Consider the following 25,438-nt stretch of genomic DNA (forward strand, 5'->3'; position numbering starts at 1 on the left):
AGGATTTTGAAGAATATGACAGCTTAATTAAAACTAAAAATAAAAATACTCAGCGAGCAGCCAGAAGTAGAGAAAAACTTATTAGAACAAGACCTTAGTCAGACCAAAATGCATCCGCAAATTACTTGGCCAAGCGGAAATGAAGTCCGCCTAGGTTTCAGAAGAAGCGCCCTTATTCTCGCCCCGCTTAAGACGCTTCCACAACCAAATACTAGGCCCGGAAAGGCCGTAGGTAACCGCCATGCAAAGCAAGACAAAGCCAGGACCAGTAGCGAACAGCGCGAACATTAACACTATGATTGGAATGGCTACGAAAGGCACGCGGCCCTTAAAGTCGATACTCTTAAAACTGAAGTATTTAATATTAGACACCATTAACATAGCAGCAAGTGCAGTCACGAGCGCCGCCACAACGGTTAAAGCCATCCCAACTTCCGCATCGTGACCAACCCAAACAATACCTGCCAACAAGCCTGCAGCCGGAGGACTAGATAGCCCCACAAAATAACTCTTATCAACAGTGGACACTTGAGTATTAAATCGCGCCAACCTTAATGCGGCACATGCTGAATACGCGAACGCGATCGCCCACCCCATCTTCCCCAGCGAGCTCAACGACCAGTTGAACATGACTAACGCAGGTGCCAAACCAAAAGAAACCATATCGGAGAGGCTATCGTACTCAACACCGAAGGCACTGCTGGTATTGGTTAAGCGCGCAATCCTGCCATCTAGAGCATCAAAAATACCAGCAACAACAATAGCCGCCGCTGCACTGTAAAAGTCTCCATTCATTCCCGCGATAATCGCGTAGAACCCACTAAATAATGCGCCCGTTGTTATGAGGTTTGGCAACAAATAAACACCTCGACGACGAACCTTTTTGCCGTTTTCAGACACCTCTTCAACATGCTCATCGATGGGTAGCTCAAACTCACCCAAACCTTCATCTCTTTTTTCATCCAAAGAGCTGACTGAGCTTTTTCTTTCATTGTTCTGATGAGGGTCCATTGAATCGCCTGCCATAAAACCACCTTTATAAATGCGCCTCTCAACAACCACACCAATCTTCGATGGCACATAGTAATAATAATTGCCGGCCAGTTTACTCTCTGCCTAAACAAGCGCAAGGCGATAACCAAAAACAACATTTAAAATGAGGATGCGTGATCTAGTGAGTGGACTTAAAAGACCGACATTCTCTACCATATAAACAACGATCATTGGAGACCAAAATTTATGAACAAACCACTGCTTTTTACCTTGCTAACCTTACTCTCGGTCAATGTGGGCGCTGATGAGATATATGGAGAACTCAGTGGCGGCGATGTCGAACTGGATTACGGGTCAAGGGAAGTTGATGATAAGTATTTTCGTATCGGTGTTGGGATCCAATTATCGGACCATATCAGCCTGGAAACTGGCTTATGGGATCTTGGTAGCGGCAGAGATCGCGGCGTACGCATTTCTGCAAAAACGATCTATGCCGCCGTCAAAGTGGGCGCAGACTTAGGTGGCGGACTGGAATGGTATTGCCGCGGGGGCGCCCACCATTGGGATCGCGATATTGGTTCTGATGACGATGACGGCAGAGATTTGTTTTTCGGTGCAGGACTGGCTTTAGCGACACCGGTTGGTAAGTTTGCTTTAGAATTCCATCGTTTAGATTTAGATGAAGTTGACGCAACCACATTTGGCATTGCTTATCGATTACCACTTGGCTTCTAAATTTCAAAACCCACCAACAAAAAAACCGGCTAAGCACCTAGCTGGTTTTTTATTCTTGAAGCAATATGCGCCTGATAGAAAACCAGACAAGCGCTATTAATCATTCATTTTAAAATTGCCGAACTGCTCTTGAAGTTTTTGCATGCCACGAATCCAACGCTGGTAATCAGTAGCTTTATTTCTAAAATACTTTTCAACTTCCGGATGCGGAAGAATCATAAATTTTTCTTCATCGAGCCCAGCGATAACCGTATCAGCAACTGCCTCAGGCTTTAACATGCCGTCTTGTCCCGCAACACCGCCGTCACTGCCCGCTGTCATTTTTGACTCAACCGCTTGCGGACATAACGCAGAAACTTTAATACCTTGCGCGCCATGAGTAATCAAAACCCATTCTGCCAAAGCAAGTGCGGCATGTTTCGTCACTGAATAAGTCGCCGAACCGACTTGCGACAACAGTCCAGCAGCAGATGCCGTAATAAGAAAATAACCTTCACCGCGCTCAATCATTTTAGGCAAAGCATGGCGTGTCGCATAAACATGAGCCATGACATTAACCGCCCAGGTTTTTTCCCAGGTTTCGTTCGAAGCTTCAACGCCACCTTTAGAAAGAATTCCCGCGTTACCACAAAACAAATCGATATGACCAAATATTTCTTCCGTCATTCGAACCAGGTTTTTAACTTGCTCCTCATCACTCACATCGCATACATAAGGCGTCGCACCAACCTCATCTGCAAACTCATTCAACTCATCAGAATTTATGTCCGCAATTACTATATTGGCCGCGCCCTCTTCTTTAAAACGTCTTACTAAGCCTCGACCAATTCCACTTGCACCACCAGTAACTACAACAGTTTTACCTTGAATTTTCATAATGAAAAACTCGTAACTTTAAGGTTGAAATAAAAACGGCAAGTGAGATGCGAATCCAACACTTGCCGTTACTCGTTCTAACTTTTTAAATATAAATTAAACTACGCGACTTCAAACAAACCCGCAGCACCCATACCACCGCCAACACACATAGTGATAACAACGTATTTAACACCACGACGCTTGCCTTCAATTAATGCGTGTCCAACCATGCGTGCGCCGCTCATGCCGTAAGGATGACCAACAGAAATTGCACCACCATTAACGTTCAATCGCTCTTGTGGAATACCTAAAGTATCGCGACAGTAAAGCACTTGCACAGCAAACGCTTCATTGAGCTCCCACAAGCCAATATCATCCATAGTTAAACCGTTGCGCTTTAGCAATTTGGGCACAGCGAAAACCGGGCCAATTCCCATTTCATCAGGCTCAGTACCTGCAACCGCCATTCCACGATAAATACCTAATGGCTCGATGTTACGTTTTTCAGCAAGCTTCGCATCCATAATCACCGACGCTGACGCACCATCGGATAACTGACTTGCATTACCTGCAGTGATTACGCCGCCATCGCGAACGGGGTTCAATCCTTGCAAACCTTCTAAAGTTGTTGATGGACGATTACCTTCATCTTTAGAAAGCGTCACTTCTTTGTAAGACACTTCTTTTGTTTCTTTATCAACAATGGCTTGGGTTGTCGTGATCGGTGCAATTTCATCATCAAACTTGCCAGCTTCTTGAGCTGCTGCGGTACGACGCTGACTTTCTAATGAATATTCATCTTGCGCATCGCGGCTAACGTTGTATCGCTTCGCTACCGTTTCGGCAGTATCAATCATGGGCATGAATACGTCGGGCTTAATTTCTTTAATCATTGGATCTTGAATTCGATAAGAATTCATTTTGTCATTCTGAACCAAAGAAATTGAATCTAAACCGCCGCCAATTACTACTTCCATTCCATCAACAATAACTTGCTTAGCCGCTGTCGCAATCGCCATCAAACCTGATGAACACTGACGGTCCATACTTTGCGCTGCTGTGGTTACTGGGCAACCACCAACTAATGCAACACGTCGTGCGAAGTTACCACCCTGACAACCTTGCTGAAGCGCGGCGCCAAACACCAACTCTTCAACTTCTGCAGGATCAATACCAGCTTTTCTTACAGCTTCGCGTACAGCGTGACCACCTAGAATTGCTGACTCAGTATTATTGAAGGCACCGCGATACGCTTTACCGATTGGGGTTCTTGCAGTTGATACGATGACTGCTTCTTTCATAACTTGATCCTCGTTAATTTAAATCTAAAAAATAAAAATGAAAAATTTATAAAAAAATATTTACACAGCGATGAGCTATCCAACAATGGCCATTCCTAAACTTTCTGTGATCAATGCTGGTTTCTCAACACCCTCGATCTCGACTGTGACTTCATGGCGCAACAACAAATTACCGGGCTTCTTTTCTTCGAAACCAAGAAACTTATAGCGTGCACGAATTTTTTTACCGACTCTTACGGGGTTTAAGAACCGCAATTTATTTAAACCATAGTTGATGCGAACTGTCGTCCCCTCAACACCCAAACCTGCGCCTTGGCCACCAAAATATGACAGCAGAGACAAAGTTAAAAAACCGTGGGCTACCGGGCCGCCAAAAACTGTATCTTTGGCTCGCTCTGGGTCGACGTGAATAAATTGTCGATCTTCTGTGACTTCTGCGAATTGATTGACACGCTCTTGCGTGATTTCAAACCAATCTGACACGCCGACTTCTTTGTCGATATAACTTGTTAACTCTTCCTTTGCTACAACTGGCATAACATTACCTCTGTATTGTCATTTAATTGGTCGTGATAACAACTTTGCCCTGCGCCTTTCTGTTTTGCAGAGTGTTTAAGGCCTCAGCAGTTTTTTCTAGTGGGAAAGTTTGCGATACATGGGGTTTTACTTTTCCGCTTACAAACATTTCCAATAACTCTTTATTGTTTTGCGCGGAATCTTCTGGCTGCATCCGAGTAAAGGTTCCCCAGAATACGCCGACAACAGACAAGCCTTTAACCAAGGTTAAATTGATTGGCAATTTAGGAATATAGCCGCCAGCAAAACCGACCACCAACACGCGGCCATTCCAGCCTGTTGCTCGCACAGCGGGCTCAAATAAATCTGCGCCGACCGGATCGTAAACTACATCAACGCCTTTACCGCCAGTCAATTCTTTTGCGCGCTCTTTTAGATCTTCTTTTGTGTAATCAATTAACTCATCCGCACCGTGCTCTTTCGCCAGTGCTAATTTTTCTGGCGTGCTAGCAGCAGCAATAACTCTTGCACCCATCGCCTTGCCAAGCTCGACCGCCGCCAAACCAACACCACCGGCCGCACCCAACACCAACAATGTTTCACCGGGTTGAATATTCGCGCGCTGTTTTAATGCGTGATAAGACGTTCCATACGTTAACAAAAATCCTGACGCGGTAACAAAATCCATTTCTTTTGGGATCTGTACAATGCGCGAAGCATCAATGGCAATTTCTTCAGCAAATCCGCCGTGACCACACAAAGCGATAACACGATCACCTTTTTTAACCGTGGTGACATCATCAGCAATCTCAATCACTTCACCCGCAATCTCTCCGCCTGGACTAAAAGGCAAATCCGGTTTTGTTTGGTACTTACCCTGAATGATCAATGTATCAGGAAAATTAACCCCACAAGCACCGACCTTTACCAACACTTGTCCAGCTTTAACCTCTGGTGATGGTATATCTTCGACAACTAAGGACTCTGGTGGCCCCAATGTTTTACACAGTACTGCTCTCATTCGCTCACCTTTTATAAATTAATTCTGAATACTTTTAGAACTGAAATTTAAAAACTGGAATTTGGCATTTCTAAACACGTGTCATCCAACTGCTTTAACAAAGCAAAATCGGTATGGATTGAAGGCAGCTCATAACGGAAAAAATAACGACAAGCTGCGAGCTTACCCGTATAAAAATCTTTATCTTCACCGACAGCAGAAGCAATACCCTTTTGTGCAGCAATAGCCTGCTTCAACCACAACCAAGACACAACGATATGACCAAAGGCTTCGAGATAAATCGTCGCATTGGCGGTTGCCAAACGAATTTTATCTACCGCCACTTCTTTTAAGGCTTCCGTTGTTGAAGTTAATTCCGCACAAGCGAAATCCAAGGCGGTTGAATATTCTTTTAATTCAGCAATATTTTTAGCTTCCGCTGTAGTTTCGGCGATATATTTCATCAGCAAGCCATAGGCATAACCGTTTTTCATACGAACTTTTCGCGCCAACAAATCCATTCCTTGAATGCCGTTCGTTCCTTCGTGAATCGGATTTAAGCGGTTGTCTCGATACAAACGCTCAACCGGATAATCGCGGGTATAACCAGCGCCGCCTAAAACCTGAATCGCCAACTCATTTGCTTTTAAGCAAAAATCGGAAGGCCAAGCTTTTACGATCGGCGTTAACAAATCCATAAAAATAGCAAGATCTTCTTTTTTCTCTGGATCACCAGTGCGCATATCATCAACTAACTTGCCGCAGAATAAAGTCAGGGCAAAACCGCCTTCAACATAGGCTTTTTGTTGCAACAACATGCGCTTCACATCGGCATGCTCGATGATATTGACTTGGGGAGTGCTGGGATCTTTACAATCCGGTAAGCGACCTTGCGGGCGATCTTTTGCATAAGCCAATGAATGCAAGTAACCCGCATACCCCAGCATAACTGCACCCATCCCCACACCGATGCGCGCTTCGTTCATCATATGAAACATGCATTTTAAACCTTCATGCTCAGAACCCATCAAGTAACCAACACAAGGTTTATCTTCGCCAAAATTTAATAAGGTATTTGTGGTGCCGCGGTAGCCCATTTTGTGATTTAGGCCGGCTAGTACTACGCCGTTACGCTCGCCAACCTTTCCTTCGTCATCAACTTTGAACTTAGGTACGACAAATAACGATATACCTTTAACACCATCGGGGCCGCCGGGAATTTTTGCTAGCACCATGTGAATGATATTTTCTGAAAGATCATGCTCACCCCCAGAGATCCACATTTTGGTACCGCTTAAATGATAAGTACCGTCGCCTTGGGGTTCTGCCCGTGTGCGAATGTCCGCCAAGTTCGAACCCGCATGAGGTTCAGACAAACACATGGTTCCGTAAAAACGGCCGGCGCGCATGGGCGGCAGAAATTTTTCTTTGAGCTCATCACTGCCCCAAACATTGAGCATATTTGCCGCAGAATTAGTTAAACCCAAATAACCCAAAGCGGGAATATTTGCCGAGCAAAAAATTGCACGGGCCGCTTGGGTTATGGTCAGCGGCAATTGCATGCCACCTTCTTCATAGGGACTGGAAGCCGACATAAAACCTGCTTCAATATAGGCTTCATGGGCCTCTTTTACTTCGGGAATAATATGAACAGTTTCGCCATCGAAATGCGGTTCATTTTCATCAAGCTTGGCCGCGATCGGCGCGAACTTTTCTTCCGCTATTTGCTGAGCTAAATCCAGTACTGCATCAAAACTAGTACGATCATGATCAGAGTAAATTTCTCGCTCACATAGCTCTTCAACATTTAAAAATTCATAAAGTAAAAAACTAAGATCACGACGATTAATTACTGTAGACATAAACTATTCCGCTTAAAAATTTTCGCACCAAAATGAAAAGCCCGACGTAAAAGGCTAAATTAAAAGGTCAAACTAAGAAATCAAACTACCACCATCACAAACGATAGAAGCGCCGGTTGTGTAGGATGATGCATCAGACACCAGATATAAAGCCGCGCCTGCCATTTCACTCGGTTGAGCTGCACGCCGCAGCGGCAAAGAACTATTCACCTTCTCTAACATCTGCTCATTGCTAGTCAAGGCCGACGCAAATTTTGTATCTGTCAAACCGGGCAATAATGCGTTACAACGAATTCCCATAGGCCCGCATTCTTTCGCAAAAGTCTGCGTCATATTAATAACTGCAGCTTTAGTAATAGAGTAAATCCCTTGTGCAAGACCTGGTTTCACACCATTGATTGATGCGGTATTTAAAATTACACCACCACCCTGCTCTTTCATTAATTTCCCGGCTTCGACCGACATAAAAAAATAACCGCGGATATTTACATCAACGGTTTTTTCGAAAGCACCTAAATCAGTATCTAAAACATGGCCAAAATAAGGATTGGTTGCCGCGTTATTAACGAGAATATCGAGTCTGCCAAACTTCTCTTTAATCGCAGCAATCGTCGCAGAAATTTGTGCCACATCACCAATATGACAAGCCATCGCGTGCGCTTTACCACCATCCGCATTGATCTTATCTGCAACGACCTGGCAACCGTCAATCTTTCTACTCGTAACAATCACTTCAGCACCATAATCTGCCAGCGTTGTTGCAATCGCCTCACCGATACCGCGACTAGCGCCGGTGACCAAGGCAATTTTTCCACTCAGATCAAATAATTCTTTGTTCGGCATAACTTCCCCATTTTTTCTTTTCAATGACGTTTAATTCAAGCTTCTACAAATCGGATTCTTCAATGACTTTTTCACACATCAAATGCAAGCTTTCGACTTTATCGCGCAATCTTGCGAAGCGTTTATCTTTCGTTTGGCCATGATAATAACGATAAAAAATTTGTTGGCCGATTCCCGCCAAGCGGAACAAACCAAAACAAAAGTAATAGTCAAAATGATCAACTGAAATATCAAGGTTTTTACTAAAACGAGCTACGAGTTCCGCGCGGGTTGGCGCACCTGGACTTGTCGTAGGCATAGTTAAAAACTTTTTAAAATGCTCGGGGTCATTCGGCTCGGCCCAGTAGCCTAGAGTACAACCCAAATCCATTAGCGGATCACCGAGTGTTGTCATTTCCCAATCAAGCACGCCGATTAACTTAAGCGGATCGTCTAAAGACCAAATCACATTATCCATTTTGTAATCATTATGAATAATGCCGACCTTTTTACTTTCCGGCGGCATTTTATCTTGCAGCCATTGCATGGTTTTTTCGAAGGTTGGAATACCGTCTGGTGTCATTGCCGCGGTATAGCGCTTTGACCAACCATCAACTTGACGGCGCACATAACCTTCCGGTCTACCCAGCTCCGCTAACCCTACCGCCTTGTAATCAACCTTATGTAATTCCGATAGCCCGTCGAGCCAATTATAAAATTGTTGGCGAACTTGATCCGGTGTGAGCTGTAATTCTGGTGGGTATTGTGAACGAATGATGCAACCTTCTAGGTACTTCATCATATAAAACTCGCAACCTAACACTGACTCATCTTGACAAAAAAGCAGTGGCTCAGGGGCGTAGGGATACGCACTATGAATTGCACTCAGTACTCTGTATTCACGGCCCATATCGTGCGCGCTTTTTGCCTTAGTGCCGAAGGGTGGCCGCCGCAGCACCCATTGATTCTCGCCCAGAGTGATTAAGTAAGTGAGATTAGAAAATCCGGAAGGAAACTGCTTTATCGCGATGTCACCGCTCAAACCGGGAACCGTAGCTGTTATGTAATCTTTCAGGACTATAGGGTCGAGCTCTTCACCCTCACGGATGTCCGTTGCTTTATCGAGGAGTTTTTCTTCCACTATTCAGGTTCCACCATGATCAACAAATTGAAATTAAAAGTCGCTTAGCTTATCGCCGAGTTAGAACGCATACCTGGAAACGCACTATTAAGGCTACGGCACGGAATTCACCGGTCCCGTTAAAAGCGGGCCGCAAGTTTACACCATCCGAGAGATTGCCCAAAGCGTCAAGATCAGGACTTGTACTTAGCGATAGGTAATTTTGTCAGTAAAACCTTGTCGCTCTAGATGCGGAATCGCATTAAAAACCGATAAGGACTTACGTGAGCCACTAAAAGGAATCCGCGTAATTGAGGTGTTAAACACCATCCAATTGAGATTGATCGCTTGCTCATCGGGAATATTCAAGACACTCTGCACGGCCAAAGCAATTACACCACCAGAGGTCGCCACCACAACTTGACGCCCTTTTTTATTGGCACCAATAATTTGATTAAGCGCATCAACAACTCTTTCTTGAAAGTGAGCGAATGGTTCAATGTCACTACTCGAAAGTTCGTTTCGCACCCAACGTAGACAAGCACTTTCCAAAAAACGCTGGAAATATTTTCTCTCCCTCATATTACCGTTGAGGTCGAAGCCATCTTGCGCCGCAAATTCTTCACGGTAACAGTTAAGAATTTCTGCAGAACTGTACTCGTTCAAACCTTCTAATATTTCGCTTTCCGCGTGTACACAATTGGCAAGACCTTCGGCGGTTTCCCGCTGACGCTGTAAGCTGCCGGAATAAACCGCATCGAAATTGACACCAATACCCTGCCAATACTGCGACAAAATGGCGGCTTGCTCGTGACCAGTAGAACTTAACTGATCATAGTTATCAGAGTCGAAGGACGCTTGCCCGTGACGAACTAAAAAAATTTCACTCATATTTCATTACAACTTTTAAAAAAATAATTTCTCTTTAACGATAAAAAAAGCCGGAGACAATTACTTGTGCCCGGACTTTTGCAAGCTATGATTATTTACAAAACCTACTAAAAATAATGCACTTTTAAAAACTATCGATACTTACCAATCTCTTGTCGATAAACCGTACGACGATGAACCTCATCTGGGCCATCAGCCAACCGCAGCGTTCGCAAGCCTGCCCACATCGCCGCAAGCGGTGTATCTCCGGTAACACCCTCACCACCAAACATTTGGATTGCTCTATCCACAACATTACAAGCCATGGTTGGTACAACAACTTTTATTTGCGCGATTTCACTAGCCGCTTTTTTGTTGCCGACAGTATCCATCATATAGGCTGCGCGATAAACCAATAAACGCGCCTGATCAATTTCCATTCGACAATTCGCGATAATATCGACATTTCCACCCAGTTGATGGAGTTGCTTACCGAATGCCACTCGCTGCATGCTCCGCTCACACATCATTTTAAGTGCTCTCTCAGCCATACCGATCGAGCGCATGCAGTGGTGAATCCTACCCGGCCCAAGCCTCGCTTGAGAAATTTCAAAACCGCGCCCAGCCCCAAGTAATACGTAATCTTTAGGAACCCGAACGTTTTCAAGTAGGATCTGCGAATGTCCATGGGGAGCATGATCGTAACCAAACACGCTAAGCTGTCTTTCAATGGTGACCCCAGGAGCATCTAAAGGCACAAGAATCTGCGAATGCTGTTGATGACGGGCATTTTCGGGATTGGTAAGGCACATATAAATGGCCACTTTACAACGCGGATCGCCGGCACCGGAGGAAAACCATTTTCGGCCATTCAGCACCCACTCATCACCATCTAATTCAGCTTTCGCTTCCATATTCGTCGCATCAGAAGAGGCAACAGCGGGCTCTGTCATCAAAAAAGCTGAGCGAATCTCACCTGCCAATAGCGGTTTTAAATACTTTTCTTGCTGCTCAGGAGTACCGTAACGAGACAGTACCTCCATATTGCCAGTATCCGGCGCGCTACAGTTGAACACCTCTGAAGCCCAATGAACTCGGCCCATTAACTCAGACAGTGGCGCATATTCTAGGTTACTCAAGCCGGCACCTAAGTCTGTTTCCGGCAAAAATAAATTCCACAATCCTGCTGCCTTGGCTTTAACCTTTAAGTCTTCCAAAAGCTGAACTGGTTGCCATCGATCCGCCGCCGCTGCGTGCTGTTCTTCATAAGTCTCTTCATTAGGGAAGACATGCTCGTCCATAAAATCTGAGACGCGCTGAATTAAATCTTTAGTTTTTTGATTGTGATCGAAGTCCATAAACTTGCTACCTAAATGATCAAATGCTGAATGAAAGCTGCCTGAAGAATAACCGCTAAAATGCGATTCAAGCGATTTCGAACATAATATCCCCATCAGACAATAAATTGAATTGATTAAAATCAATGTTGATACATAATCCTGAATTATAGTAAGATGCCATTTCTAGATCACAGTGGTGGTGAATTGATCAATCGAGTGCTGTGTAATCGAATCAATCTAGATACACCCCACAGACTAATGCCCTAACAACACAAACGAAATTACGCTTATGGACCTCAATAAAGTCGACCTCAACCTATTCGTGGTACTGGATTCCATATATACCGAATCTAGTCTCAGCGCTGCTGCCAAGCGCCTTTATGTAACCCAACCTGCTGTCAGTGCGGCCTTATCGCGTCTGCGTACTGTTTTCGATGACCCACTATTTATACGATCTGGTCGCAGAATGGTGCCCACGCCGACCACCGAGAGCATTATTGGTCAAGTCAGAGAAGCATTGGCCTTAATTCGAACCAGCGTCGATAAAAGCTATCATTTTGTGCCCGCGAAAGAACATAAGGCCATTCGGTTAAGCATGAATGACTTTTCTGAAAGTATCTTACTCCCAAAGCTGTACAAGGCTCTAGAAACCCAAGCGCCGAATATGACTTTACAAGTGGTGCAACTCAATCGCAGAGAAGCACTAAAATCGCTAGCAGCCGGGCGACTTGACCTGGTGCTTGATGCTCCTGTTTTAACCAACGAACACCTGAATCACGAACCATTAATGAACAGCGGATGGGTTTGTGTAGTGAGAGAAGACCACCCGATAACAAAAGAAGAACTCACGCTAGAAAAATATCTGGATCTACCCCACATCCATATTTCTAGCCGTAAAAGTGGCCCCGGCTACGTGGATTACGCGCTTGAGAATATCAACGTAAAACGTCGAATCGTGTTAAGAACTCAGCACTACTTGATGATCCCGAACTTAGTGACACAGACAGATCTCTGCGCAACAGTATCCGATTATTTCTCTAACATACCTGGCACCGTTGCCCTTCCGATACCTTTCGCACTTGAGCCGCAAGGCAGCCATATTTATTGGCACCGTAGTCGAGAATCTGACCCCAGTATTCAGTGGGTAAAAAATCTAATTTTGGAGTTATCACAAGCGCTCGCCGCCGAGCGAACAACAACTTCAGAATAAAAGCGTGCCATTATAAGTCGACTGAATAACGGCACACAAAACCGAGTCTGCATAGTCATCAATTGACATTTAAGCTTGCTGCCGTAACATGCTGTGCTCTTTTTTATCGCTCTTCTCAGCGTGAATAATTTTTTTGAGGTCATTAATGAAAAGCCAAGCAATCACCAAAATAGGGCAGCCGCTCGAAGAAATCGAAACCGCCACTCCCGAACCGCAGGGCTCAGAAGTTCTTATTGAAATGCAGCATTGCGGCGTCTGTCATTCGGACCTACACATCCATGAAGGTTTTTTTGACCTCGGCGGCGGGCAACAAATGCCTGTGCGTGCCTTAGATAATCTTCCCTTCGTTCTTGGCCACGAAGTTCAAGGCAAGGTCGTCGCTATGGGACCAGAGGCGAAAGGTGTGGAACTTGGTCAAGAATACGCAGTTTACCCCTGGATTGGCTGTGGCCAATGTAACCTATGTGCGGATGGCCGTGAGCATTTGTGTTTGCGTCCCCGTGGTATTGGGACTTCTGTAGCCGGAGGTTATGCGGATCATGTGATCGTTCCCGACCCAAAATACTTAATCGATTTTAAGGGCATAGATGGCGGACTTGCAGCGTGTTACATGTGTTCCGGGATCACCGCTTACAGCGCTGTTCGTAAGCTTGAAAGCGTAATGCCCGCTGGGCCTTATATGATTATCGGTCTTGGTGGTGTCGGCATGATGGCCTTGCAAACCGCATTGGCCCTTTATGACGAATTACCCGTCGTTGCGGATATCGATGAAGAGAAACTCGAGTTCGCGCGTAGCCTTGGGGTTAAACAAGCTTACAACCTCAAAGAAGAAGGCATCTTCAAACGCATTAGAAAAGAAACCGATGGCGGACTCGCTGGCATCGTCGATTTTGTAGGTTCAGAAAAGACCGTCAATCCGGCAGCAAACATCATGCGACAGGGTGGCAAAATCGTGATCGTCGGCTTGCTTGGCGGCGCACTAAATATTCCTATCCCAGCAATGGCTTGGAAAGCCCTGTGTATTGAAGGTAGCTACGTTGGTAGCCTTCAAGATGCAAAAGATGTTATTGCTCTAGCGCAATCTGGGAAATTAAAACCCATCACCACAACAGCGAGGCCCCTTTCCGAAGCGAATCAAGTATTAGATAGCATGCGGAAAGGAGAGATTTTAGGGCGTGTCGTCTTAACACCTTAAACATTGCTTTTCCGCTTACACAACTAGCGGTTTTAGTCGATAAGAAGCCTTGGAAACCCCAGGGCTTTTTTCGATACAACCGCGTCTTCCAGCCCCCCCCTGCTCGACTAGCGTTTCCCTCCACCGCCTTCTCTGTGTAAAGCAAAAATCATCAACAAGGATTTTCTGTTTTCACTTCGACCTATTATCAAAAGCCTGTCTATACTGAAGAGATCTACCGTAAAACAAGAAAAATATGTATCGCGCCAAACTTCTCTCCCTTTTTCTGCTCATTTTTTCTGCGTCTTCGCTGGCGCAGCGAGCACCCGAGCAAGTGCCCGAGCAAAATAATGAAAAGCCAATCAATCTTGGCCAAGAGCTCCTTTACTTTGAAGACCCTGATGGAGAGTTAAACATTGAGCAGATTCTCAGTGGGCAAACCAACACTCAAAACTGGTCAATAAACACTCAAGAAAATTTTAGCCGGGGGTTTAGCCAATCGACATGGTGGCTATCGATTAACACCAAAATAGATTCGCCCTCCGGCAAAAATTTAGAAGTGGGTCACCCCTTACTCGACGAGCTAGAAATTTGGATACTTGACGATACGCGCATCGTCTCTCATTACCTGCTTGGTGACAATCTTCCTTATGCGCAAAGGCCTGTCATAAATCGGAATTTTGTTATTTCTTTAAGCGAACTAACAAGCGAAACCTATAAAATTATTATTCGCGTTAAATCAACTAGCTCGCTAACAATTCCCGTACTCTTATGGAATAAGCATAGCTTTTGGAATTTCAGTATTGCCTTAACGCTTATCCACGGCCTCATTTACGGCTCGCTACTTTTTATGGCGATCAATAATTTATTAACTGGAATTACGCTCAAAGATCAACTCCATATTTATTATGTACTTTATCTGCTTCCACTCTGCCTTTTGCTCGCTACAAGAGATGGATGGACCTTCCAGTATTTGTGGCCAAATGCAATCTCGTGGAACCGTATATCGATACCCATTTTTATTTTGCTTACTACAATATTCGCCATTCAATTTATTCGGAGGCTTATTGAACTCGATTCTATATCCATAATTCTTACTCGAATTTGCAATACCGCCAACGTCGCTTTATTTTCAATTCTAGGCCTTGTTGCATTCGTTTTCCCATACGAGACCGGATTCAAAATTGCAATCGCAGTATTTATATTCACCTCGTTATTGACCTGTATTTTTGGCATCATCGCTTTGGCGAATAAAATTCCCAGTGCAAAATTTTTTGCAGCAAGCTGGCTCACGCTCGTTCCTGGGGCGCTCACTTATGCCTTAGAAAGTAACGCATTGCTTCCAAACAATCTCTGGACCCACTCAGCACTCCAAGTTAGCGTAATGTTGGAAATGATAATTTTATCTTTCGCATTAGCTGCGCGCACCAACCGAGAAAAAACGATTAGTGCAGAAACCAGAAAGGCATCAATTGAATCCATGGCGAGAGCAAATGCGCGAAGTCAATTTTTCGCTACCATCAGCCATGAAATTAGAACCCCGATGAATGGAATTATAGGTCTTGCGGAATTACTAAAAGATAGCAAGCTAACATCGCCACAAAGAAAACACGTCGATGTAATCATTGCCTCCGGAAAAACCTTATTGAGAATCATCAATGACATACTCGATCATTCAAAAATTGAAGCGAACCAGCTTGTCGTCGAAAAAATTCAATTCAATATGACCGATCTAATACGTGAATGCATATTAATAATTACACCCGCTGCAAACAAAAAACATTTAAAAATTAATATCGACATCGAAGAAAATACTCCCACCGAGATCATTTCAGACCCAACGCGCCTCAAACAAGTACTCATCAACTTATTGAGCAACGCGGTTAAATTTACCGAGCAAGGTTCGATCACCGTTAAACTATCTATCGACGCGACATCCAATACACTAGACACTGGTAACGATAATTCTTCGCAGCAAAAATTTTTGAAAATAGACGTTATTGACAGCGGTATTGGTGTGCCGATTGGCCAAGATGCAAATCTTTTTGACCCCTTCCGCCAAGCAGATGAGACCACAACAAGAAAATATGGCGGAACCGGGCTGGGGTTAAGCATCTCAAAAAACCTGATAGAACTGCTCGACGGAGCGATCGGGGTAAAAAACAACGATACCGTGGGCGCGACATTTTGGTTTACCGTCCCATTAGTTGAACCTAAGGAATACTCCCCGCCAACCATCAAAACTAAGCAATTCAAGAACACTATTGCGTTAGCCAATATCAACCAAGACAGCGCAAATTTAGAACTAACTACAACAGAAATCGACGCCGAAACAAAACCTAGCGGACATACCAAGATTAATATTTTGGTCGCCGATGACAACGAAGTTAATCGAATAGTTATTCAAGGTTTACTGAAAAAACTCAATGCAGCTGCAACCATCACCACAAATGGCGTCGAAGCTTATGAACACTACAAGAAACACAAAGGGAATTTCGACTTAATTTTAATGGATTGCGAAATGCCACAGATGGATGGATACCAATGCACTAGGAAAATTCGCGAGTACGAAAGAAGCCAACGCAGACCCGCCACACCCATCGTCGCCATTTCCGCACACTTACCGCGGGAGTACCGTGACAAAGCAATTGCGAGCGGGATGAATGAGTTTCTTAGCAAACCAATTGATGTAAACGAATTAAAGATAGTTGTTTCGAGTTACACACCTGATTAAATACCACCAGTTCAACAATATGCGCTGGCGGTCTAATAAATTTAAACCAAAAAAAACGCCATCAGTTCTGATGGCGTTTTCGGTATATCTCTAAGTACTAATTTCTAAGCATTGATACTATCTATTGATACTAGGCGTTTTCTTTCGCCCAATCAGCGAAGCTTTTACCCGATTCAGCTAGCTGCTTCAACAGTGGTGCCGGTTCCCAAGTACCATCTTGAGTACGCTCATTGAATTCACAAATTCGCTTATACACTTTATCCAGACCCACTTGATCGGCATAAAACATCGGGCCGCCTTTCGCGACAGGAAAAGCATAGCCGTACAAGTAAACGATATCGATATCACTTGGCCGTTGCGCAATGCCCTCTTCTAAAATCAATGCACCTTCGTTTACTAAACCGTAAACACAGCGCTCGATAATTTCTTCATCGGATACTTCTCGACGTTCAAAACCGTATTTCGCAGATTGCTCTTCGATAATTTTAAGCACTTCTGGATCTTCTAATCTCGCACGGGTTTTCGGATCGTACTTATAAAAACCTGCACCAGATTTCTGACCTAAACGACCCGCTTCAACCAGCACGTCGGAAACGGCAGAGTATTTAGGGTGAGCACGCTCAGCTTCTGGCAAACTTTCTCTCGCCTTATACCCAATATCCAAACCAGCCAAGTCGCTCATCGCCACTGGCCCCATCGCCATACCGAAATTCTCCATCACGGAATCAACCTGCTTCGGCGTTGCACCTTCCATGTAACACAAATGCGCTTCGCGTCCGTAGTTTCGCAACATACGGTTGCCAATAAATCCATAACAAACTCGTGCCAACGCCGGCACTTTGCCAATGGTTTTACCAAGCTTCATTACAGTTGCGACGACGTCAGGTGCTGTTTTCGCACCGCGCACGTTTTCTAACAACTTCATTACATTTGCTGGACTAAAGAAATGCATACCAACAACATCTTCCGGACGCTTAGTCGAATTAGCAATCTCGTCGATATTTTGATAGGAGGTATTGGACGCTAATATACAACCTGGTTTACATACCGAATCTAATTTAGCAAAAACTTGTTTTTTCACTTCGAGATTTTCGAAAACCGCTTCGATGACCAGATCAACATCGCCGAGGTCATCGTAATTAGTCGTGCCACTTAGCAGCGATAGACATTGCTTAACTTGGTCTTCCGTTAATTTGCCCTTGCTAGCGGTGATAGCATAATTTTTTTCGATGATGCCAATACCACGCTGTAACGCTTCATCATTAATTTCCAACATCGTAACGGGGATACCGACATTCATGAAGTTCATGGCGATACCGCCACCCATTGTGCCGCCACCGATTATCGCGACTTTTTTCACATCACGTATTGGCGTGTCTTTTGGCAAGTCTTTTACTTTCGCAGCTTCTCTCTCTGCGAAAAATGCGTGACGCATTGCCGCAGATTGCGGAGAACTTACTAACTCAGAAAATAATTCCCGCTCTTTCTTTAAACCTTCGTCCATCGGCAAATTAACAGCCGCTTCAATACAAGTAATAATTCGGTCTTGGGCTATTTGTCCGCGAGCACGGGCAGCTAGTTTTGCGCGAGTTTTTTCAAAGTAACCTTCAGGAACAGAAGCGGGATCAATTTTAATATCGCGAACACGTTTTAACGGTGCATTACTCGCGATCAGTTCTTTCGCATAGGCAAGTGCACCTGCCAACAAGTCATCGCCATCAACAACTTTATCGACCAAACCCGCCGCAGCGGCTTTCTTCGCAGAAATTGGATTACCGCTAGTAATCAAATCAGTCGCTGCTTCAACGCCCATCAAACGTGGCGCGCGCTGAGTACCACCGCCCCCAGGAAGAATGCCTAACTTCACTTCTGGCAAACCAACTTTCGCACTCGCAATTGCACAACGGTAGTGACACGCCAAAGCAGTCTCTAAACCACCGCCCAGTGCCGTACCGTGAATCGCCGCGATGACCGGCTTTTTAGAATCCTCAATACTATCTAACACCGCTGGAAGAGATGGCTCCTTAGGTGGCTTACCAAATTCGGTAATATCCGCACCCGCTATAAATGTGCGGCCTTCACAAATAATAACGACGACTTTGGATGAATCATTTTGTGCTATTGCCAAGGATTCTTGAATCCCCTGACGCAGCGCCTGCGAAAGCGCATTCACTGGAGGATTGTTAATCTTGATGACACCAACATCACCGTTTAATTCGTAAGTTGTAACAGACATAATAAAACCCGTTTGGTTAGTAAAAAGTTAAGGTTGAAAATTTATAAATAGTTCTAACATTTGATTAATTGATAAGGTCGGCACTCTTAGAATTCGATAGTTACCGGAAACTTTTCTAGAATTGAGCGAGCTTCATCAAGCTGATCCGCTTTTTGCAATTTAACTCTCGCGACATGACCACGCTTCTGCTCAAAATATACATCGATGTCTCCGTTTATTTGATGCTCTTGCATTGCAGCATTTAACACAAATAATGTCGCTTGATTACGTAGCTCAGGCTTGAAAAACTTACCGACTGCAGTCGTGGGCATCGCATCAATGATTTCAATTCGCTTAGGGATTGCCGCTCTCTCAGAAATTGTTTCTGCGCAATAAGCTAATAGTTCTTCAGCCGTTATACCGTCTTTTTGACCAGGTTTCAGTTGAACATACGCAATCGGAATTTCCCCGGCATAAGCATCCGGCTGACCTATCGCAACAACTTGAGCAACGGCTGGATGTTTTGAAAGTGGCTCTTCAATAATGATGGGGTCTATATTATGTCCACCACGAATAATCAAATCCTTAGCTCGACCGGTTAAGGTGACAAAACCACCTTCATCAATAAAGGCAACATCACCGGTATTAAACCAATCGCCATCAACCCAAGCTTTCGCATTGTCTTCTGGGTCTAAATAACCTTTAAAAATATACGGCGCACGGACGATCAAAACGCCCGACTCGTTCGCCTTGCAGTCTCTAATCACTCGATTGCCGTCTAACTCAACGGTCCGAATTTCTGCATAAGGAAAACGAGTACCAACGCTACCCTCCGGCGCAGGAGCTTCCGCTCTTTGACGAGTCATGATGCAGGTGGTTTCTGTCATTCCATAGCCATTAGTCACCCTTACACCAAAATTTTTCTCAAAATCTTTGCGAAGTTGTTTTGGTAAAGGAGCGGCACCTGAACCCACATCGTGTAAACAGCTAACGTCATTGTCACCAGCGGGTACTTGCATCAATGCGGTTAAAATTGTCGGCACAGAACCAAAGGCTTCCACTTTAAAACGCGCAATGTGATGCCACCAATTTCTAAGCACATTGGGATTGCGAGAGCCATCTGGCGTCATCATAACGATGGTGCGGCCAGCAAAAGTAGTGGCGATGCCAGCAGAAATTAATCCATAAATATGAAATAACGGCAAGGAAACCATCGTCGCAAATCGGCCACGATACTTAGTTAAGTGCGCCAATATTTGCCCTACAAAAGCAATATTCCAATGGGTGACTTGAGCAATCTTGGGTCTACCAGTAGTACCACCAGTATGAAAATAAGAAGCGGTATCTTCGCCTTTAAACTGGCGCTTATTATTCAACTTATCACCCGCTTGCGTCGCGATAAATTCATCAAAATCATAAATTGCTAATGAATCTGATTTAAGTGCTCCTACTTCCTCGCAATCGAATGGCTTGGTATAACCATCAATAGCCACTAATAATATTGTTTCGAGATTCGGTACTGCACTAGCGATTTGCTTTACTTTCTCCCAGTGGTCACCACTCGCCAGCAAGGGTGCCATGGTCACTAGGGTTTTCGACTTAGTTGTTTTGATAATTTGAATCACGTGTTCTGATTCTAATAATGGGTTTATTGGACTGGAGATCCCCGCTGCTTGGCTGCCCCATATTGCATAATGACTGTGCAGTAAATTCGTTAGCATCACTGTGACGCTGTCGGTACTTGTAACACCCAGGCTTGTCAGCGCATTTGCAGTTTTCGTTATCGTTTCGAGCAATTGCCTATATGAAACATCAACTGGCTTTTCATTTTCTTCTGCCGTTAACAAAAACTGCAAAGCGAGATCATCGCCATAAAGTTCTGCAGCATTTTCAAATAAGGCATAGCTCGACTGAATAGGAAAACGTTCAATTTCACTCGCTTCCTTTTCATAAGCTTCGACATCAGCCAAACCATTGAGAAGTGGTGCTTCGGAATTCGGAACAAAGGCGTTTTTCAAATTACATCTCTCTTTATTTGTTTTTAATTATTTTATTATTTTGAGCATCAAATTCTCGGCAGTAATTAATGACTAGCGATTAAGAACGAAAAAATCAAATATACAATTGCTTCCGAGGCTCTGTCGCTTTTTCAACTACGCCATTTTCCCAGCCATCAAATAGAGGAGCGGTATGATATAGCATTCCACTAGAGCGAATCCAGCTATCCGGCCTATATATTAACGCTGTTTATATCGCAAATTAGATGAGAGTTTGCCAGCGGCTCTTATTCACCCTCAGCACTACAAAATGCCACCTGAAAGTGCAGGGCGCAAAATGCCGGGAATAAGCGTTGTGAATACAAGTATTTAAAAACCACCAGTCACTAAGTCAACAAGCATTTTTTTGTATAACGCGTTAGAATACTGCGCCGATTTTTTTGATATGTATTGAGGACAACTGCATGATTCGAGACCAGGAATTTCTAAACCAAATCCTGGACATGGTTTCTCGTTTTGTAAAAGAGAAGCTAGTTCCTTTGGAAGCACAAGTCGCTGAAGATGCGAAGATTCCTGATGAAATTGTTCAGGAAATGAAAGATCTCGGTTTTTTTGGACTCACCATTCCAGAAGAATACGGCGGTATGGGACTCACGATGGAAGAGGAAGTCTTAGTTGCCTTCGAACTCGGCCGCACGTCTCCAGCCTTCCGCTCGCTCATGGGCACCAACAATGGCATTGGATCAGCGGCTATTGTGTTTGACGGTACTGAAGAGCAAAAACAAAAATATTTACCGCTTTATGCCAGCGGCGAGTCAATCGGATCATTTTGTTTGACAGAGCCTGATGTTGGCTCCGACTCTGCTGCAGTTAAAACCACCGCTGTCCGCGATGGCGATCACTACATCCTCAATGGCACCAAACGTTATATCACCAACGCCTCCCGCGCTGGAACGTTTACTGTTATGGCAAGAACTAACCCAGCAATCAAAGGTGCTCGTGGCGTTTCGGCATTTTTGGTTGATGCTGACCTTCCCGGTATTACTTTGGGTCCAATCGATAAAAAAATGGGCCAAGCTGGCTCAACAACCTGCGATGTGATTTTTGAAGATTGCAGAGTACCCGCGGACACAATTATCGGCGGCAAAGAAGGTGAAGGTTTTATCACCGCAATGAAAGTACTTGATCGCGGACGACTCCATATTTCCGGTGTCAGTGTTGGCGCTGCAGAACGCCTTATCGAAGACGCTCTAAAATTTGCAATGGAAAGAAAACAATTTGGCAAACCGATCGCCGAGCATCAATTGATTCAAGCCATGTTAGCCGATTCAAAAGCTGAAGCTTATGCGGCACGCTGCATGGTATTAGAGGCCGCCCGCAAGCGCGATGAAGGCCATCAAATCAGTACGGAAGCATCGTGCTGTAAATTATTTGCTACAGAAATGGTGGGTAAAGTTGCCGATCGCGCTGTGCAAATTCACGGCGGCGCTGGCTATATGTCGGAGTATGCCGTGGAACGCTTTTACCGTGATGTAAGACTATTTCGTTTATACGAAGGCACATCGCAAATTCAACAAATCGTTATCGCCCGAAATATGATTCGGGACGCTAGTTAAAGCACCCATCAGGAGTTGGCATTATGAACGTAGATTTTTCCGATGAAGAGTTGGCCTTTCAAGAAGAAGCGCGCCAATTTTTAGAAGAAAAGTACCCAAAACATATTCAAGAGAAAGCCCGCAAAGGCCTGCACCTTGAGAAAGAAGATTGGGTCGAATGGCAAAAAATTCTTTATGAAAAAGGCTGGGCAGCGGTTAACTGGCCGGTCGAATATGGCGGTACTGGATGGAGTGCGGCGCAGAAATATATTTGGGCAAACGAATGTGCGAAGGCTAGCGCTATTGATGTAATGGCCTTCGGTATGAAAATGGTTGCGCCGGTTATTTATACCTACGGAACCGAAGAACAAAAGCAACGTTTCTTACCAGACATTCTCGCGAGTAACGTGTGGTGGTGTCAGGGATATTCTGAACCCAATGCTGGATCGGATCTCGCGTCATTAAAAACCACTGCCGTTCGTGATGGTGACGAATACATTGTCAACGGCACTAAAACCTGGACTACATTGGGCCATTTCGCGGATTGGATTTTTTGTTTGGTAAGAACTGGTTCTCCTGAAGAAAAAAATCAAACGGCGATTAGCTTTTTACTAATTGACATGAACGATCCTGGTATCACGGTATCCCCGATTATTACTCTTGAGGGTCATCGTGAAGTGAATGAAGTTCATTTCGACAACGTACGTGTTCCTACCGAAAATTTGATCGGACAAGAAGGTCGCGGTTGGACTTACGCTAAATTATTGCTAACTCATGAACGTACGAATATTGCTCGTGTTGCAACATCAAAAGTTCGCTTGCAAAAACTCAAAGAAAAAGCGGCAGAAACTAGCAATGGCGGCCCAGCGTTAATGGACGATCCGGCTTTCAAACTGAAAGTTGCGGAACTAGAAATTGAACTGACCGCACTTGAGTACACAGAATTGAGAACCCTTTCCGCGGTTACCACAGGTAAAGCACCTGGCCCAGAGTCATCAATTCTAAAAATTGCTGGTACAGAAGTTTATCAAATGATCGATGAACTTAATGTCGAAGTTGCCGGCTATTACTGCTTACCTTTCGTAAAAGATCAGTTTGTATTGGGTTACGATGGCGAATGGATTGGACCAGATAGCGCGTGTAATTCTGCCCCTTACTATTTCAATAATCGTAAGGCGTCTATTTACGGTGGCAGTAACGAAATTCAAAAAAATATAATTTGTAAAGCCGTCCTCGGTTTATAACCGTCAACAGCATTCGATTTTTGGAGAAAAATGATGGATTTTTCGTATAGTGAAGAACAGCAAATGTTACGCGATAGCGTCGCGAAATTTGTCAACAATGATTACGACTTTGATACACGCCGAAAAATTGTTGAAAGTGAAGGTGGTTTTAGTAAAGACAATTGGAAATTGTTCGCCGAGTTAGGTTGGCTAATGGTTCCTTTTAAAGAAGAAGATGGCGGCCTCGGCGGAACGGCTACGGACATCATAGGGTTAATGGAAGAGTTAGGTAAAGGCATCGTCGTTGAGCCTATTCTTGCCACCGTGATTATGTCAGGCGGCATCATCGCTGAAACTGGCAGTACCGAGCAAAAAACAGAATTGTTAGGCGCGATAATGGAAGGCACCTTGCAACTCGGATTGGCCTTTAATGAACCACAAAGCCGTTACAACCTCGCGGATGTTGCAACAACCGCAACCAAACAAGGCGATAATTATGTGCTTAATGGCCATAAAGCCGTTGTACTAAACGGTAATAACGCCGACAAGCTTGTTGTTGTTGCTCGTACCTCCGGTGATCAGCGAGATTCAAAGGGCATTAGTTTACTTTTAGTCGATGCCAATGCGAAAGGCGTAAGTCGTACAAGTTATGAAACCGTCGACGGGCAACACGGTGCGGAAATTCGTTTTGACAAGGTATCGGTTCCCGCCAGTGATTTATTGGGACAAGAAGGTGAAGCCTTGGCGGCCCTAGAAAAGACTATCGACTTAGCGGCGCTTGCAGTATCTGCCGAGGCAGTTGGTGCAATGGAAGTCGCTTACAAGAAAACTGTGGAGTACACCAAGACACGCAAGCAATTTGGCGTGCCGATTTCTAGCTTCCAAGCGCTTCAACATCGCATGGCAGACATGTTCATTCAACACGAACAGGCGAAGTCAACTTTGTTAATGGCAGCGATGAAATGTGACGGATCTACAAATGGAACCGATCCGAAGGCAATTTCTGCAGCTAAAAGCCGTGTCGGAAAATCCGCGCGTTTGGTAGGTCAAGAATCTATTCAAATTCACGGCGGTATCGGCGTAACCGATGAGTTGGATGTAGGTCATTATTTTAAACGCCTAACAACAATTCAATTTATTTTCGGCAGCACGGATTTCCACACTCAGCGTTTTTCTGAGTTATAAATTAAATGATAATTGCAAATAAAAAACCCGCGAAAGCGGGTTTTTTTATGGTTGCAAACAAGCCTTCACCCGCTCTTGTAAAACAGGTACAAGTTTTTTTTCAAACCAAGGGTTTTTGGCAAGCCAAATATTATTTCTAGGGCTTGGGTGCGGTAATGGCATAAGCCCTTCCCCGTACTCTTGCCAAGATTCAACGGTTTCTGTCAGGGTTCTTTTTCTTGTAGGAATATGCCAAGCATGCGCATATTGGCCGATCGGCAGCACCAACTCGATGTTAATTAAACGATCGAGAATTCTTTGCCGCCACGTTTTCGCGCACAAGGGCAAGGGGGGCAAATCGCCGGACTTGCCTCTTCCCGGATAGCAGAAACCCATAGGGACGATGGCAATTTTTCTGACATCGTAAAAAATCTTTCGGTCGATTCCCATCCAATTGCGAAGACGATCACCACTCGCATCATCAAAGGGAATACCCGACTGGTGAACCTTCGTTCCTGGCGCTTGACCCGCAATCAAAATTGAGGCTTTCGGATTAATTCTTACAACGGGCCTCGGCCCCAAGGGTAGATCGTCCGCGCACAAGGCACATGACTCAATCTCGTCAACAAGTTTAACAATGCTCTCTCTCAACTGATCACCTCAATTGATCACTTTAACGAATACCCTATTGCCCCAACCCTTCTTCTAA

At 44.6% G+C, this 25,438-nt stretch carries 20 protein-coding genes; 7 read left to right on the forward strand and 13 right to left on the reverse strand.

Going from position 1 to position 25,438, the window contains the following annotated elements; translation table 11 throughout:
• Nucleotides 1-150 precede the first annotated feature (150 nt).
• Entirely contained in the window at nt 151-1,026 is an 876-nt protein-coding gene (pssA, locus tag ACYUCY_RS09450; protein WP_460226236.1) for a CDP-diacylglycerol--serine O-phosphatidyltransferase, read from the reverse strand.
• 213 nt (nt 1,027-1,239) lie between these two features.
• Here pssA and ACYUCY_RS09455 point away from each other — a divergent pair, with 213 nt between their 5' ends.
• Nucleotides 1,240-1,728, forward strand: a complete 489-nt coding sequence (locus tag ACYUCY_RS09455; protein ID WP_460226237.1) for an outer membrane beta-barrel protein — start codon at nt 1,240-1,242, stop codon at nt 1,726-1,728.
• 96 nt (nt 1,729-1,824) lie between these two features.
• Here the strand turns inward: ACYUCY_RS09455 and ACYUCY_RS09460 are convergent, their stop codons facing one another.
• From ACYUCY_RS09460 to ACYUCY_RS09500, 9 genes are all read right to left on the reverse strand, one after another.
• The gene (locus tag ACYUCY_RS09460; protein ID WP_460226238.1) at nt 1,825-2,604 is read right to left on the reverse strand and encodes an SDR family oxidoreductase; all 780 of its coding nucleotides are present in this window, start codon (nt 2,602-2,604) and stop codon (nt 1,825-1,827) included.
• Nucleotides 2,605-2,705: 101 nt separating this feature from the next.
• Nucleotides 2,706-3,887: an acetyl-CoA C-acyltransferase gene (locus ACYUCY_RS09465; RefSeq protein ID WP_460226239.1), complete on the reverse strand. Its 1,182-nt coding sequence runs from the start codon at nt 3,885-3,887 to the stop codon at nt 2,706-2,708.
• Between the two features lie 75 nt (nt 3,888-3,962).
• Nucleotides 3,963-4,424 carry a MaoC family dehydratase gene (locus ACYUCY_RS09470; protein ID WP_460226240.1) on the reverse strand — a complete coding sequence of 154 codons (462 nt, stop codon included), beginning with the start codon at nt 4,422-4,424 and terminating at the stop codon, nt 3,963-3,965.
• A 22-nt stretch (nt 4,425-4,446) separates the two neighbouring features.
• Entirely contained in the window at nt 4,447-5,424 is a 978-nt protein-coding gene (locus ACYUCY_RS09475) for an NADPH:quinone oxidoreductase family protein (protein WP_460226241.1), read from the reverse strand.
• 47 nt (nt 5,425-5,471) lie between these two features.
• Nucleotides 5,472-7,265 carry an acyl-CoA dehydrogenase gene (locus tag ACYUCY_RS09480; protein ID WP_460226242.1) on the reverse strand — a complete coding sequence of 598 codons (1,794 nt, stop codon included), beginning with the start codon at nt 7,263-7,265 and terminating at the stop codon, nt 5,472-5,474.
• A 72-nt stretch (nt 7,266-7,337) separates the two neighbouring features.
• On the reverse strand, nt 7,338-8,108 hold the full coding sequence (locus ACYUCY_RS09485) for an SDR family oxidoreductase (RefSeq protein ID WP_460226243.1): 771 nt from the start codon (nt 8,106-8,108) through the stop codon (nt 7,338-7,340).
• Nucleotides 8,109-8,151: 43 nt separating this feature from the next.
• Complete coding sequence (locus tag ACYUCY_RS09490) at nt 8,152-9,228, reverse strand: phosphotransferase family protein (protein WP_460226244.1); 1,077 nt, start codon at nt 9,226-9,228, stop codon at nt 8,152-8,154.
• A gap of 186 nt (nt 9,229-9,414) precedes the next feature.
• Nucleotides 9,415-10,098 carry a histidine phosphatase family protein gene (locus tag ACYUCY_RS09495; RefSeq protein ID WP_460226245.1) on the reverse strand — a complete coding sequence of 228 codons (684 nt, stop codon included), beginning with the start codon at nt 10,096-10,098 and terminating at the stop codon, nt 9,415-9,417.
• 131 nt (nt 10,099-10,229) lie between these two features.
• The gene (locus ACYUCY_RS09500; RefSeq protein WP_460226246.1) at nt 10,230-11,435 is read right to left on the reverse strand and encodes an acyl-CoA dehydrogenase family protein; all 1,206 of its coding nucleotides are present in this window, start codon (nt 11,433-11,435) and stop codon (nt 10,230-10,232) included.
• 271 nt (nt 11,436-11,706) lie between these two features.
• Between ACYUCY_RS09500 and ACYUCY_RS09505 the strand changes: the two genes are divergently transcribed.
• The 3 genes from ACYUCY_RS09505 to ACYUCY_RS09515 all read left to right on the forward strand — a co-directional run bounded on the left by ACYUCY_RS09505 (nt 11,707) and on the right by ACYUCY_RS09515 (nt 16,535).
• The gene (locus ACYUCY_RS09505) at nt 11,707-12,627 is read left to right on the forward strand and encodes a LysR family transcriptional regulator (RefSeq protein ID WP_460226247.1); all 921 of its coding nucleotides are present in this window, start codon (nt 11,707-11,709) and stop codon (nt 12,625-12,627) included.
• A 145-nt stretch (nt 12,628-12,772) separates the two neighbouring features.
• Nucleotides 12,773-13,822, forward strand: coding sequence for an alcohol dehydrogenase (locus ACYUCY_RS09510; RefSeq protein WP_460226248.1), 1,050 nt, complete (start codon nt 12,773-12,775; stop codon nt 13,820-13,822).
• Nucleotides 13,823-14,057: 235 nt separating this feature from the next.
• A complete protein-coding gene (locus tag ACYUCY_RS09515; protein ID WP_460226249.1) occupies nt 14,058-16,535 on the forward strand; it encodes a 7TM diverse intracellular signaling domain-containing protein in 2,478 nt (825 codons plus the stop codon).
• 130 nt (nt 16,536-16,665) lie between these two features.
• Here the strand turns inward: ACYUCY_RS09515 and ACYUCY_RS09520 are convergent, their stop codons facing one another.
• Both ACYUCY_RS09520 and ACYUCY_RS09525 read right to left on the reverse strand, forming a co-directional pair.
• A complete protein-coding gene (locus ACYUCY_RS09520) occupies nt 16,666-18,771 on the reverse strand; it encodes a 3-hydroxyacyl-CoA dehydrogenase NAD-binding domain-containing protein (protein WP_460226250.1) in 2,106 nt (701 codons plus the stop codon).
• Nucleotides 18,772-18,857: 86 nt separating this feature from the next.
• Entirely contained in the window at nt 18,858-20,768 is a 1,911-nt protein-coding gene (locus ACYUCY_RS09525) for an acyl-CoA synthetase (RefSeq protein ID WP_460226251.1), read from the reverse strand.
• A 443-nt stretch (nt 20,769-21,211) separates the two neighbouring features.
• On the opposite strand from ACYUCY_RS09525, the gene ACYUCY_RS09530 reads away from it, so the two are divergent.
• Genes ACYUCY_RS09530 through ACYUCY_RS09540 form a run of 3 tightly spaced genes read left to right on the forward strand, consistent with a single transcriptional unit; the run spans nt 21,212 to nt 24,750 of the window.
• The gene (locus ACYUCY_RS09530) at nt 21,212-22,363 is read left to right on the forward strand and encodes an acyl-CoA dehydrogenase family protein (RefSeq protein ID WP_460226252.1); all 1,152 of its coding nucleotides are present in this window, start codon (nt 21,212-21,214) and stop codon (nt 22,361-22,363) included.
• Between the two features lie 23 nt (nt 22,364-22,386).
• Nucleotides 22,387-23,586 carry an acyl-CoA dehydrogenase family protein gene (locus tag ACYUCY_RS09535; RefSeq protein WP_460226253.1) on the forward strand — a complete coding sequence of 400 codons (1,200 nt, stop codon included), beginning with the start codon at nt 22,387-22,389 and terminating at the stop codon, nt 23,584-23,586.
• Between the two features lie 30 nt (nt 23,587-23,616).
• Nucleotides 23,617-24,750, forward strand: coding sequence for an acyl-CoA dehydrogenase family protein (locus ACYUCY_RS09540; RefSeq protein WP_460226254.1), 1,134 nt, complete (start codon nt 23,617-23,619; stop codon nt 24,748-24,750).
• Nucleotides 24,751-24,795: 45 nt separating this feature from the next.
• Here ACYUCY_RS09540 and ACYUCY_RS09545 read toward each other — a convergent pair whose 3' ends face one another.
• Nucleotides 24,796-25,380: a uracil-DNA glycosylase family protein gene (locus tag ACYUCY_RS09545; protein WP_460226255.1), complete on the reverse strand. Its 585-nt coding sequence runs from the start codon at nt 25,378-25,380 to the stop codon at nt 24,796-24,798.
• Between the last annotated feature and the right edge of the window lie 58 nt (nt 25,381-25,438).

The sequence above is a fragment of the Aurantivibrio infirmus genome, assembly GCF_054767315.1.